Annotated in this window: 10 protein-coding genes, 1 other RNA gene and 1 other annotated feature; of the genes, 9 read left to right on the forward strand and 2 right to left on the reverse strand. The window is 44.4% G+C overall.

Going from position 1 to position 13,156, the window contains the following annotated elements:
• Nucleotides 1-72: 72 nt before the first annotated feature.
• The 4 genes from recJ (at nt 73) to dtd (ending at nt 5,706) form a co-directional block, all read left to right on the forward strand.
• The gene (gene recJ, locus AC0L13_RS07350; RefSeq protein ID WP_473645428.1) at nt 73-2,421 is read left to right on the forward strand and encodes a single-stranded-DNA-specific exonuclease RecJ; all 2,349 of its coding nucleotides are present in this window, start codon (nt 73-75) and stop codon (nt 2,419-2,421) included.
• Nucleotides 2,412-2,924, forward strand: a complete 513-nt coding sequence (locus AC0L13_RS07355) for an adenine phosphoribosyltransferase (protein WP_473645429.1) — start codon at nt 2,412-2,414, stop codon at nt 2,922-2,924. Before recJ ends, AC0L13_RS07355 begins: the two co-directional genes overlap by 10 nt.
• Nucleotides 2,925-3,053: 129 nt before the next feature.
• Complete coding sequence (locus AC0L13_RS07360) at nt 3,054-5,249, forward strand: RelA/SpoT family protein (protein WP_473645431.1); 2,196 nt, start codon at nt 3,054-3,056, stop codon at nt 5,247-5,249.
• 16 nt (nt 5,250-5,265) lie between these two features.
• The gene (gene dtd, locus AC0L13_RS07365) at nt 5,266-5,706 is read left to right on the forward strand and encodes a D-aminoacyl-tRNA deacylase (RefSeq protein WP_473645433.1); all 441 of its coding nucleotides are present in this window, start codon (nt 5,266-5,268) and stop codon (nt 5,704-5,706) included.
• Nucleotides 5,707-5,809: 103 nt separating this feature from the next.
• Here dtd and AC0L13_RS07370 read toward each other — a convergent pair whose 3' ends face one another.
• Complete coding sequence (locus AC0L13_RS07370; RefSeq protein WP_473645435.1) at nt 5,810-7,351, reverse strand: N-acetylmuramoyl-L-alanine amidase; 1,542 nt, start codon at nt 7,349-7,351, stop codon at nt 5,810-5,812.
• 118 nt (nt 7,352-7,469) lie between these two features.
• Nucleotides 7,470-7,704, forward strand: a binding site (T-box leader).
• 66 nt (nt 7,705-7,770) lie between these two features.
• On the opposite strand from AC0L13_RS07370, the gene hisS reads away from it, so the two are divergent.
• The 4 genes from hisS (at nt 7,771) to AC0L13_RS07390 (ending at nt 11,958) form a co-directional block, all read left to right on the forward strand.
• Entirely contained in the window at nt 7,771-9,042 is a 1,272-nt protein-coding gene (hisS, locus tag AC0L13_RS07375) for a histidine--tRNA ligase (protein WP_473645437.1), read from the forward strand.
• Nucleotides 9,043-9,060: 18 nt separating this feature from the next.
• Nucleotides 9,061-10,818, forward strand: a complete 1,758-nt coding sequence (gene aspS / locus AC0L13_RS07380) for an aspartate--tRNA ligase (protein ID WP_473645439.1) — start codon at nt 9,061-9,063, stop codon at nt 10,816-10,818.
• A 94-nt stretch (nt 10,819-10,912) separates the two neighbouring features.
• Nucleotides 10,913-11,094: non-coding RNA, 6S RNA (ssrS, locus tag AC0L13_RS07385), on the forward strand.
• 96 nt (nt 11,095-11,190) lie between these two features.
• The gene (locus AC0L13_RS07390) at nt 11,191-11,958 is read left to right on the forward strand and encodes a tRNA threonylcarbamoyladenosine dehydratase (RefSeq protein WP_473645441.1); all 768 of its coding nucleotides are present in this window, start codon (nt 11,191-11,193) and stop codon (nt 11,956-11,958) included.
• Between the two features lie 29 nt (nt 11,959-11,987).
• On the opposite strand, the gene AC0L13_RS07395 is transcribed toward AC0L13_RS07390, so the two are convergent.
• Nucleotides 11,988-12,125, reverse strand: coding sequence for a hypothetical protein (locus AC0L13_RS07395; protein ID WP_473645443.1), 138 nt, complete (start codon nt 12,123-12,125; stop codon nt 11,988-11,990).
• A gap of 86 nt (nt 12,126-12,211) precedes the next feature.
• Here AC0L13_RS07395 and AC0L13_RS07400 point away from each other — a divergent pair, with 86 nt between their 5' ends.
• Nucleotides 12,212-13,117: a chemotaxis protein gene (locus AC0L13_RS07400; RefSeq protein WP_473645445.1), complete on the forward strand. Its 906-nt coding sequence runs from the start codon at nt 12,212-12,214 to the stop codon at nt 13,115-13,117.
• Nucleotides 13,118-13,156: the final 39 nt, after the last annotated feature.

A 13,156-nucleotide genomic window follows, 5' to 3' on the forward strand; every position in this document is an offset into this window, starting at 1 on the left:
GGTGAAACTGGCTATCCCCTTTAAGAGTCCGCCATCTTCCGATATAATGGGGATAAGAGGATGTGAGCCATTATGATAGAATCGATGAAAAATTGGACGATTAATCGTCCAGATGAAACAATCGTAAATACATTCATGAAAGAGCTTAGTATCCCTTCCATCCATGCCAAGATCTTAGTATCACGAGGGTTTACGGATGTAGAGGAGACTAAGTCCTTTTTACATATGGAAGACAAGTGCCTGCATGATCCGTTTCTCCTTTTTGATATGGAGAAAGCTGTTAATCGGATTCAACAAGCAATTGAAACAGGGGAAAAGATTACCGTCTACGGAGATTATGATGCAGATGGCGTTACGAGTGTTACCGTATTGACAACGGCTCTTGAACAACTTGGTGCAAACGTCGACTTTGCTATTCCTAACCGCTTCGAACACGGGTATGGACCGAATATTGAGCTGTTCGACGAATTGTACAAGGCAGGTACAAAACTGATTATCACGGTTGATAATGGGATTTCAGGCTTGGAGGCAGTTGCCTTTGCTAAATCCGTCGGTATGGATATCATTGTGACGGACCATCATGAAATTGGTAACGAACTTCCGATTGCTGACGCCATCATTCATCCGCGTCATCCAGAAGGCAACTATCCTTTCGGCGAGCTTGCGGGTGTTGGTGTTGCCTTTAAATTGGCTTGCGCTTTATTAGGTGAAGTGCCGGAAGAACTGTTCGAAATCGCTGCGATTGGCACTGTCGCCGACTTAGTTCCACTAAAGGATGAAAACAGGTTCATCGTCAAGGAAGGCATCAGAAGGATGCGCTTGTCACAACGGCCTGCAATTCAGGCGCTCGTCAAAGTGAGTGGAACCGATCAACATTCGCTTTCCGAGGAATCACTCGGTTTCATGATAGGTCCACGCTTGAACGCGCCTGGGCGCTTAGGAAGTGCGGATCCCGCTGTCGATCTGTTGAAAACGGATGATCGTATGGAAGCTATGTCCATTGCTCAGCAATTGGATACGTTAAATAAAGAAAGACAAGCACTCGTCACAAAAATAGCGGATGAGGCTGAACAGGCGATGATCGACATGTATGGCGATATGTTGCCGTATGTCATTGTCATTGCTGGCGTTGGCTGGAATCCGGGGGTAGTTGGAATCGTTGCATCCCGATTGACCGAAAAGTATTACAGACCATCAATCGTCCTTTCCGTAGATCATGCGACGGGAATCGCTAAAGGTTCCGGGCGGAGCATAGCTGGTTTTGATTTATTCAAAGAGCTTTCGAAAGCTAGTGACCTTTTGCCACATTATGGCGGGCATGAGATGGCGGCAGGCATGTCGTTGTCGATAGATGATGTGGTGGCCTTACGGAATCGGTTGAACGATCAAGGAAAGTTGTGTTTGACGGATGACATGCTAACTCCGCAATTGCAAATAGATGTGCCGCTTGAAATCGGGGAAATCGATGTCGACGTTTTGGAAGCATTGGAATTACTCCGACCATTCGGTGTATCATTCGAAAAGCCTGTGTTTTTAATCGAAAACTTATCAGTATCATCTGTGAGGAAGATCGGAGCAGCAAAAAATCATTTAAAGCTGGAATTATCCGATGGAGCAGATAGCCTTGATGTAATTGGTTTTGGTAATGGATATATCGCTGACGAAATGAGTCCTGGCGTCACTTTATCCGTCACGGGCGATCTGCAAGTGAATGAGTGGAATGGACGTAAAAAACCGCAAATGCTGCTCACCGATATCCAATCAAAGGATCGGCAGCTTTTCGACTTGCGTGGTATAAGAGAGCCAAATCGGTGGGTTTCTATCATTCCAGAGAAAAGTAATTTATTCATCGCCTTCCAGGAAACAACGATAGCCCATTTTCAGCCAATCTTGAAACATGTACAAATTCATCAGTTTGGCCAAGTAGAACTGTCGGAAACCGATCATATAATCATTTTAGATATGCCGTCAGGGACGGAGCAAATGAAAGAATTGATTGAAAGAACGAATCCAAAAAGGGTCTATGCTCATTTCTTCGTGAATGAATCATTGTACTTCGAAGGAATTCCGAGTCGGGAGCATTTCGGATGGTATTATAGCTTTTTGAAGAAGCGGGGAACATTTGACTTAAGGAAGCAAGTACAAGAATTGTCCAAGCATAGAGGTTGGAAGATCGACACAATTTATTTCATGACAAAGGTGTTTTCCGAGCTCGGATTTGTTAAGATAGAGAATGGTCTTGCTTATGTAATGGAAGACGCAGGGAAGAAAAGTCTTTCTGAAGCGCCTTCTTATCAACAGAGAGAGCGTCAAATCGAATTGGAAAAGATGCTTGTATATGCACCATATATGGAATTGAAAAATTGGTTTGATGGAATTTGCAAAGAAACCGTCAATAGGGAGGAACAATTATGGATTTAAAAAGTTACGTGACGATCGTCCCGGACTATCCAAAAGAAGGTATTAGTTTTAAAGACATTACGACGATTATGGATAACGGGGAAGCTTATAAATATGCGACCGATCAGATTGTCGAATTTGCAAGGAAAGTGGGAACTGACATTATCGTCGGTCCTGAGGCGAGAGGATTCATAATCGGATGTCCTGTCGCTTACGCATTGGAAGTCGGTTTCGCACCAGTCCGGAAACCTGGCAAGCTGCCTCGTGAAACGATAGCTGTCGAGTATGATCTTGAATACGGCAAGGATTCATTGACAATCCATAAAGATGCCATCAAGCCTGGTCAGCGTGTATTAATCGTGGACGATCTGCTTGCAACAGGCGGAACGGTCGGCGCAACAGTTGAACTTGTTGAAAAACTCGGTGGAGTAGTGGCTGGATGCGCGTTCCTTATCGAACTGTCGTATTTGAGTGGCCGTGAAAAACTAAAAGGCTACGACATTCAAGCACTTATCACTTATTAATGAAAAAGATCCTCTGCAAAAGTTGCGGAGGATCTTTTTTTGTTCTAAGGGCTTTACATTTTTATCTGTTTATACATACAATAGAATTATCTTTAATTTTTTGCGGAATTAGTCGAAAGGAGTAGAAAAATGGCGAAAAATCGTGACATGACGGCAGAAGATATATTTGAAATCGTTGCCTCATATATGAATGAACAGCATGTCGCGTTCGTCAAAAAGGCGTATGAGGCAGCAGAGGCTGCTCATGAAGGGCAGTTCAGAAGTTCGGGCGAACCATATATTCTTCACCCTATTCAAGTAGCTGGCATTTTAGCAGAATTGCAGATGGATCCTTCCACTGTCGCCGCAGGATTTCTCCATGATGTCGTGGAAGATACCGACGTAAGCCGTGAAGATATCATACGTGACTTCGGTGAAGAAGTGGCGATGCTCGTCGACGGCGTGACGAAGCTGGAAAAGCTGAAATTCAAATCGAACGAGGAAAAACAAGCAGAGAACCACCGCAAAATGTTCATCGCGATGGCGAGAGATATCAGAGTCATTCTAATCAAGCTAGCGGACCGTCTCCATAATATGAGGACATTGAAACACGTTCCTGAGGAAAAGCAACGGAGAGTAGCGGCTGAAACTCTCGATATTTTCGCACCGCTTGCACATCGGCTCGGAATCTCCACAATTAAGTGGGAACTGGAAGACACTGCCCTGCGTTATTTGAATCCGCAGCAATATTACCGGATTGTCAATATGATGAAGAAAAAGCGGGACGAACGAGAAAAGTATTTATTGAATGTGATGGAAACGATTCGTGCGGAAATAGCAGAAATGGGCATTGAAGCTGAAATCAATGGTCGGCCGAAACATTTGTATTCCATATACCGCAAAATGATTCTTCAAAATAAGGAATTCAATGAAATTTACGATCTTTTAGCTATCCGCATCATCGTCAAAAGCATCAAGGATTGTTATGCGGTGCTTGGAATTATCCATACGTTATGGAAACCGATGCCGGGACGGTTTAAAGACTATATCGCTATGCCAAAACAGAACCTTTATCAATCTATCCATACGACGGTAGTCGGACCGGCGGGAGATCCGCTCGAGGTTCAAATCCGGACTGAGGAGATGCACCGGATAGCTGAATATGGGGTAGCGGCACACTGGGCGTATAAAGAGGGGAAAACCGTATCAGAGAAGCCGGATAATATTGATTCTAAGCTGAAATGGTTCCGAGAAATACTTGAATTCCAAAATGAATCCTCCAATGCTGAGGAATTCATGGAATCATTGAAATTCGATCTATTTTCGGATATGGTGTATGTTTTTACGCCGGATGGAGATGTCATTGAAATCCCGAAAGGATCAGTCCCAATCGATTTTGCCTACCGGGTCCATTCGGAAGTGGGAAATCGGACAATCGGAGCTAAAGTGAATGGGAAAATGGTTCCGTTGGATACGGAATTATTCACAGGTGATATTGTCGAAATTCTCACATCAAAGCAATCATTCGGACCGAGTCGTGACTGGTTGAAAATAGCGAATACATCACAAGCGAGAAATAAAATCCGTCAATTTTTCAAGAAGCAGCTGAGAGAAGAGAATATTATTAAAGGCTCTGAATTAGTTGAAAAAGAAGTGAAGCTGCAGGAATTCGACCCGAAAGCCGTCCTCACTCCTGAAAACATTCAAAGGGCCATCGACAAATTCAGCTTTACTTCAGAAGAGGACATGTATGCAGCTGTTGGTTCCAATGGCATCACGGCGCAGCAAGTCGTCAACAGGCTTGCGGAGAAGATTCGCCGGGAGCGCGACCAACAGGACGCGATCGATAAAATCGTATCTGACATGAAAATGCCGCAGCAAATACGAACGACAGAATCTGGCGTTATCGTCAAAGGTCTTGAGAACTTGCTCATCAGACTCTCAAAATGCTGCAATCCGATTCCTGGCGACGAGATAGTCGGTTTCATCACAAAAGGCCGTGGCGTTTCAGTACATCGCGCAGATTGCCCGAATATCCTCACCGATGAAGATAATGATCGGCTCATTGATGTAGAATGGTCGGTTGGCGTGAACAATGAACGCAAGGAATTCCAAGTCGATATCGAGATTTCCGCATTTGACCGCCAAGGCCTTCTGAATGAAGTGATGATGATGGTGGCGGATACGAAAACGCCAATAGTCGCTGTGAGCGGAAAAGCGGATCGAGATAAGCTTGCGAAGATAAGTATGACGATTAAAATTATGGATATTGCCCATTTGCATAGAATTGTCGACCGGATTAAACAAATACGCGACATCTATTCTGTCCAGCGGGTGATTCATTAATCAGGAAGGTGTTTGCATGAAGGTTGTTTTACAAAGATCCAGAAATGCTTCTGTAACTGTTGACGGCGAAGTGACCGGTTCCATCTTGAAAGGATACGTCCTCCTTGTCGGAATAACGCACGAGGATACGGAGCAGGACGCGGACTACGTTGCGAAAAAGATTGCTGGCCTTCGTTTATGGGAGGACGAAGAAGGGAAGATGAACCGTGCCATCGACGAAGTGGAAGGCGAAATTCTTTCCGTCTCCCAATTCACATTGTATGGTGATGTAAGAAAAGGCCGTCGCCCAAGCTTCATCGAAGCGGCAAGACCAGAAAAGGCAGAACCAATATGGAATTATTTCAACGATGCGCTCCGCCAGCAAGGCTTGAAGGTGGAAACCGGAGTATTCGGCGCTATGATGGATGTAAGCCTCGTCAACGACGGTCCTGTAACGATAATAGTTGAATCGAAATGATTAAATCGCAGCCCTGGTAAAACCGGGCTGCGATTTTTAATGCAAAGGCATAATTCCACAATAAAAAAACACCATGGAATTTCAAATCCCATGGTGTTGCAAGTCATTCTGCATCGAAATGATCAAGCAGACCTTGATAAATTCCGTGTGTTGCCTGTTCACGGAACATTTCGGTTGTCAGAATCCGTTCCTCGGACGGATTCGATAAAAAACCTAATTCGATGAGAACAGCATTTTGACGATTTTCCCGCAATACTAGGAAGTTGGCCGGCTGCGCACCGCGATTGCGCAAGTTAATCGTCGAGGCTAGTCCTTCATTGATAGAAGATGCCAACGATTTTTGATTGCTATGCGTGTAATACGTTGTGAATCCAGTGATCGATGTATCAGGATTAGCATCATAATGAAGGCTGACGAATGCATCGGCATTTGATTGCTGGCTGATGGAAACGCGTTTGCGAAGAGAAATGTACGTGTCTGATTCACGCGTCATGACGACATTGGCACCTGCAGCTTTTAGTTTTGCAGACAATAGCTCTGCAGTCGCCAATGTCAATAGCTTCTCGTCTGTTCCTCGCGCTCCGGTAGTGCCGCGGTCATTGCCTCCATGACCCGCATCAACAACGATTGTGAGACCGTTTAACGTGCCTGGTGCCCTAGCTGTATTCTTCTTATCGTCAGTACGTTCCACCTGCGCCACGTTACCTGTTGAAACGACCCACTTGGCAATATAAGCGGTTTCCCCGGAAGATAATAAAACGTTGTACCAATCGCCGTCTTCACTGACGACTGTTAATTTCTCTCCGGCATTCGCTCTTGTGACGATTGACGATGAAGTCGTTGCAGAAGATCTTAAATTTGTACCATTCGTTAATACAGTAACTTGTTTATTGCTAGCTGTCGCTTTGCCGCCGGCTGTGCTTTTTGCACTCAATGTTCCGTGGAATGAATACACCCAACCGGAGGATTTCTTTCCTAAAGAAAGACGGACCCAGTTTCCATCAGTTTCTTCGACTTGGTAAGATTCCCCTTTATGAATTAAGTCGACTCTCTTAGATGATAAGTCTGGATTTTTTCTGACATTCAGCGCATCGACAGATACTGTAAATTGCCCGGGATTCTTCACTTCCGGCTGCTTATTTTCTGTACCGGCTTGTCCCTTTGCGCTCTGTTGAATTTCAGTGATGTAATCAGTATGTACCCATCCGTCAACGTCATTTTTGGAGATGGAAGCCCATTCACCTTGACGTCCTGTCATCACTGCCTCTTCACCGGCATTCATTTGTCCGATGACCGCTGCGTTTAATGAAGGCTCGGTCCGGATGTTCAAGGCATTCACTTTCGATACGGCATTCGTTGCCGTTTGCTTCGTAGCTCCTTCGTTGACAACAAGCCATGAAGCAATCCATCCTGTACCCGCTCCGATTTTGATTTCATGCCAATCGCCTGCAGTGGATAGCACTTCTGCTCGTTCCCCTTTTTTCATAGAACCGGTTACCTGATAGGTGAGACCTGGACCTGAACGGACATTTAGGGATTTCGTATTGATGATGACTGTTTCGCCTTGAGCAGAAATTGTAGGCATCTCACAAACAATCGAAGCGAAAAGGATGATAGCTAGAATCCACTTGCTAAATTTCGACAATCTATCACTCTCCCTTTTTTCCATTGTAGAAGTTTTGTGAAGAAAAAACCACAATGAAATGAAAAAAGGTTGACACTTCGTGATTGAATGATTAAGATTATGTTTAATTCAAAACATCTATTTGCCGAAGACATGGAAAGTAACTGTATTGCAGGCTGACAAGAGAGGGATGGACGTGGCTGAAATCCATTCTACAGACGGATATAGTGAACAACACCATTGAGGCTCCATGCTGAACAAATTTTTTTCAGTAGGTATGGACGGAACCGGCCGTTATCCGGGTACGAGTGGGCATGTATTTTGTGCCAATTTGGGTGGAACCGCGGAAGCTGACATAAGCTCTCGTCCCTTGTGTAAACAAGGGATGGGGGCTTTTTTTGTTCTCCTGGTTCAGAAAAAGCGAAAGAAGGGGAAGTCAAATGAATTTCAAAGTGCCAAGAGGAACGCAAGATATCTTGCCTTCCGAATCGTGGAAATGGCAACAGGTCGAATCGATCATTCGTGACGTATGTGACAAATACCGTTACAAGGAAATCCGTACACCTATTTTCGAACAAACTGAATTGTTTCAACGAACGGTTGGGGATACTACCGATATTGTGACGAAAGAAATGTACACGTTCACGGATCGGGGTAATCGCTCGATGACCCTCCGTCCGGAAGGGACTGCGCCGGTTGTACGTTCATTCGTCGAAAATAAAATGTTCGGCTATCCAGATCAGCCTGTAAAACTGTACTATCAAGGTCCGATGTTCCGGTATGAGCGCCAGCAAGCGGGAAGATATCGTCAATTCGTCCAGTTCGGTGTAGAAGCGATTGGCAGTGCGGATCCGGCAATCGATGCCGAAGTAATTGCTTTAGCGATGGGTGTTTATAAGCGAGCGGGTTTAACGGATATAAAGCTCGTCCTTAATTCGTTAGGAGACCGTGAATCAAGAAACGCTCACCGGGATGCTCTCGTTGCACACTTTACTCCGCATATTGGAGAGTTTTGCAACGATTGCCAATCAAGACTAGAGAAAAACCCACTCCGCATTCTGGACTGCAAAGTGGATCGCGAACATCCTCTGATGGATACTGCGCCATCATTGGCCGATTACTTGAATGAACAGTCAGCGGCTTATTTTGAACAAGTGAAAGGCTATTTGGATGAGATCGGCATTTCGTATGAACTTGATCCGAATTTAGTTCGCGGACTCGATTATTATAATCACACCGCTTTTGAAATTATGAGCACTGCAGCAGGCTTCGGTGCAATTACGACACTTTGCGGTGGAGGCAGATACAATGGTCTTGCAGAAGAAATCGGCGGACCATCCGCTCCCGGCATCGGTTTCGGGATGAGCATCGAGCGCCTTTTGCTAGCACTTGAAGCAGAAGGGAAGTCGTTTTCACAGGAAGCTGAACTCGACGTCTATATCGTCACTCTCGAAGAATCGGCGCACCGGAAAGGCTTCAAAATATTGAACGAATTAAGGAATGCCGGCATTCGTACTGACATGGACTATATGGATCGGAAAATGAAAGCTCAAATGAAATCGGCAGACCGTTTCAACGCGAAAGCGGTCATCGTCATCGGTGAAGAAGAAGTTGAAGGAAAAGTCGTACAACTGAAAAATATGGCCGACGGTTCCCAAGAAACGATTGAAGACACAAGCATCATCGGAAAAATAAAAGAACAGTTGAATTAAGGAAGGTTGATGAACGATATGCAACGGACACATTATTGCGGACATTTGACAGAGGAAGTCATTGGCCAGACAGTTACATTACAAGGCTGGGTACAGAAAAGACGAGATCTTGGAGGCCTCATATTCATTGATCTACGGGACCGTGAAGGGATTGTTCAAGTCGTTTTCAACCCGGATTTCTCTAAAGAAGCGCTTGAAATCGCCGAAACAGTGCGCAATGAATATGTTCTTGAAGTGACAGGAAGAATCGTTGAGCGTGAAGAGAAGCAGAAAAACCCGAAAGTGAAAACCGGCTCGATTGAAGTGCATGTAGAAAAATTGCGCATTATCAATGAGGCGAAAACCCCTCCATTCATGCTAGAAGACGAAACGGATGTCAATGATGAGCTTAGGTTGAAATACCGTTACTTGGATCTCCGTCGTCCGGCACTAGCACGAGTATTCAAAATGCGTTCCGACATTACAAAAACGGTTCGTAATTTCTTGGATGGGGAAGGGTTCCTCGAAGTTGAAACTCCGATTTTGACGAAGTCAACACCGGAGGGGGCGAGAGACTATCTAGTTCCGAGCCGTGTGCATCCCGGTGAATTTTACGCATTGCCGCAGTCTCCGCAATTATTTAAACAAATGCTTATGGTGTCCGGTTTCGATAGATATTATCAAATTGCACGTTGTTTCCGCGATGAAGATCTTCGTGCAGACCGTCAGCCTGAATTCACCCAAATCGATATGGAAATGAGCTTCATGTCAATCGAAGACATTATGGAATTGAACGAACGTCTAATGAAAAAAGTTATGAAAGACGTTAAAGGAATCGATATAGAAATTCCGTTCAAGCGTATGCCATATGATGAGGCAATGGGACGTTTCGGTTCAGATAAGCCGGACACTCGTTTCGGAATGGAACTGCAAGATGTGTCTGAAATCGTGAAGGATTCTAGCTTTAAAGTATTTGCAGGGGCAGTCGAATCTGGTGGGCAAGTGAAGGCAATCAATGTAAAAGGCGCATCGGACAATTACTCGCGTAAAGATATCGATGCACTTGGAGAGTTTGCATCCCGTTATGGAGCTAAAGGGCTAGCTTGGCTAAAAGTTGATGCGGAAGGTTTGAAAGGACCGATTGCAAAATTCTTTGAAAGTGAAGCGGGAGAAGTCTTGGCGAAATCCCTTGAAGCAGAAGCAGGAGACCTTTTATTATTCGTGGCGGATAAGAAATCGGTCGTCGCCGATGCATTAGGAGCACTTCGATTAAAACTTGGCAAAGAGTTGGATCTCATTGACGAAACGAAATTCAATTTCCTTTGGGTGACTGAATGGCCTTTATTCGAATACGACGAAGAGCTAGGACGATACTTTGCTGCCCATCACCCATTCACAATGCCTGCTGATGTCGATGGCCTTGAAGCTAATCCTAACGATGTCAAGGCGCAAGCGTATGACCTTGTTTTAAATGGTTATGAGCTCGGCGGTGGATCGTTGCGGATCTATCAACGCGACGTTCAAGAAAAGATGTTCAAAGCGCTCGGTTTCTCTGGAGAAGAAGCGCGCGAGCAATTCGGATTCTTGCTTGATGCTTTTGATTATGGGACTCCTCCGCATGGCGGAATCGCATTTGGATTGGACCGAATCGTCATGTTATTATCCGGTTCGACAAATCTCCGTGATACGATTGCATTTCCGAAGACTGCAAGTGCAAGCGACCTGCTGACAGAAGCGCCAAGTAGTGTAGATAGCGCACAACTTTCCGAATTGGGGATTTCTATCCAGTCGAAATAAGTAGAATGGACAAGCTATTGAAATAAAAATGTAATAAAATGCGGAAGTAAAATCGTTGAACGCAATTCTTATGTATGATAGGATACAAGTAATACGAATCCTGAAGTGTACGTTTTTTGCAAATCAGTTTTGACCGAACATATTTATCGTAGGGAGCTTTCATTCTGGCTTGGATGGAATGCCCTAGTAAGGGACTTCAGAAGAGACTGATGAAGCACCCACCTGCTGAGTGCGGGTTCAAAACGATACTACAAAGACGGCACATTCGGGATTCGTTTCTATTCTTTTACAAACATTTGGTAGACTATATCCCCCTCTGGCGTCCTGCGGAGGGGTTTTATATTGACTTATATACGGAGAGGCGGAATACCATTGTTGCACCAATTTTCCCGGAATGAACTGGCTATAGGCAAGGAAGGCGTCGACTTAATGCGTCAAACGACTGTTGCTATACTAGGCGTTGGCGGTGTCGGTTCATTTGCAGCAGAAGCCTGCGCTCGCAGTGGCGTCGGCCGGATTATTCTTATTGATAAAGATACAGTAGACATTACGAATGTCAATCGTCAGCTCGTAGCAACATTGTCGACGATCGGCCGGTCAAAGGTTGAAGTGATGAAAGAACGGATCCATGATGTGAACAAAGATTGCGAAGTGATCGGTCTTCATATGTTCTACACAGAAGATACGTACGAAGAATTTTTCAGTTACAAACCGGATTACGTAATCGACGCATCAGATACGATCAGCTATAAAATCCATCTAATTAAAGAATGTGTTTCACGAGGCATCAAAATCATTTCAAGCATGGGTGCTGCAAATAAACTAGATCCAACCCGTTTTCAAATAGCGGATATTTCTAAAACGCACACCGACCCAATCGCAAAAGTGATTAGACTCAGATTGAAAAAGGAAGGAATCAAAAAAGGAGTCCCTGTCGTATTTTCTGATGAAAGTCCAATCGTCATCCGAGAAGACGTCGCCGACACAGTCGGAAACCCGGATGCGCAAATTCGCAAAGCGAAAATGCCACCTGCATCAAACTCCTACGTCCCTTCCGTCGCAGGTCTAGTCTGCGCAAGCTGGGTACTCAACGACATCGTAAAAGACATTCACATCGAAAGAGTAAAGGACAAGAAGTAAGATAGAGCGTGGTTACTTGTTAAGATAATTTAAATGATCGGCATAGGATTCTTTCCTGTGTCGTTTTTTATTTTATTTCTCTCTAGAAAATCGTCAGAAAAGGCGACACCCGCGGAAAGGGAGCCGTTCTGGCGATTTTCAATTTGTTGATTTTTCCCTTGTTCCAACATTCTCCACCTGATACAATCATGTAGTAGGTCAAAATTCATGAAACTTATGCATTATAATATATAAATTGGAAGGATTGAAACCATTGCAAAAACAGGATGGAATCTTACTCGAAAGCGGAACGAACGAACTCGAAATCGTTGAATTCCAAATGGGAGATAACCGCTACGGAATCAACGTCATCAAAGTGAAAGAAATCATTCTTCCTACACCGATCACAATCATCCCACACGCCCATCCATCCATCGAAGGGATCATTCAGCTCAGAGGGGCAGTCCTTCCCGTCGTCAATATGGAAAAAGTAATGGGGCTGCCACAAACAATCGGCAAAAACGAAGGAAAATACATCGTCGCCGCCTTCAATAAGCAAGAAGTCGTTTTCCATGTCCATGAAGTTGCACAAATCCATCGCGTATCATGGAATCAAATTGAAAAACCGGCAGATCTGTACGCTGGGGACGCTTCCCAAGTAATCGGTGTCATCAAACGTGAAAATGACATGCTTCTACTTTTGGACTTTGAAAAAATCGTCGTTGACATCAATCCGGAAAGCGGAATTCAAGTCGAAGAAGTCAGAAAGCTAGGCGTAAGGGAACGGTCTAATAAAAAGATTCTCATAGCAGAAGATTCTCCGTTGCTACGGAAATTATTAAACGACACTTTGACAGAAGCGGGTTACGGTAATATTGAGTTCTTTGAAAACGGTAAAGACGCGTTAGCGTTTTTGGAGAATTTGATCGATGATGGTAAAAAGGTGACCGATGAAATCCAACTTGTCATTACAGATATTGAAATGCCTCAAATGGATGGGCACCATTTCACGAAGAGAATCCGTGCGAACAAAGAACTGGCGATGCTTCCGGTAATTATCTTTTCATCATTGATCACTGACGAACTGAAACATAAGGGAATCAGTGTCGGTGCTAATGATCAAGTAAGTAAACCGGAAATTACTGAGCTCGTCCTCAAAATGGATAAGTATATTTTATAACATGAGAGCACCATCCTCGTTTTTCATCGGTGAGGAGGG

It is taken from the genome of Sporosarcina sp. QA0331, from assembly GCF_055808055.1.

Coding starts and splice junctions, on each gene's coding strand:
- aspS (WP_473645439.1), top strand. CDS start 9,061: ATGCAACGGACACATTATTGCGGACATTTGACAGAGGAAGTCATTGGC.
- dtd (WP_473645433.1), top strand. CDS start 5,266: ATGAAGGTTGTTTTACAAAGATCCAGAAATGCTTCTGTAACTGTTGAC.
- AC0L13_RS07360 (WP_473645431.1), top strand. CDS start 3,054: ATGGCGAAAAATCGTGACATGACGGCAGAAGATATATTTGAAATCGTT.
- AC0L13_RS07355 (WP_473645429.1), top strand. CDS start 2,412: ATGGATTTAAAAAGTTACGTGACGATCGTCCCGGACTATCCAAAAGAA.
- recJ (WP_473645428.1), top strand. CDS start 73: ATGATAGAATCGATGAAAAATTGGACGATTAATCGTCCAGATGAAACA.
- hisS (WP_473645437.1), top strand. CDS start 7,771: ATGAATTTCAAAGTGCCAAGAGGAACGCAAGATATCTTGCCTTCCGAA.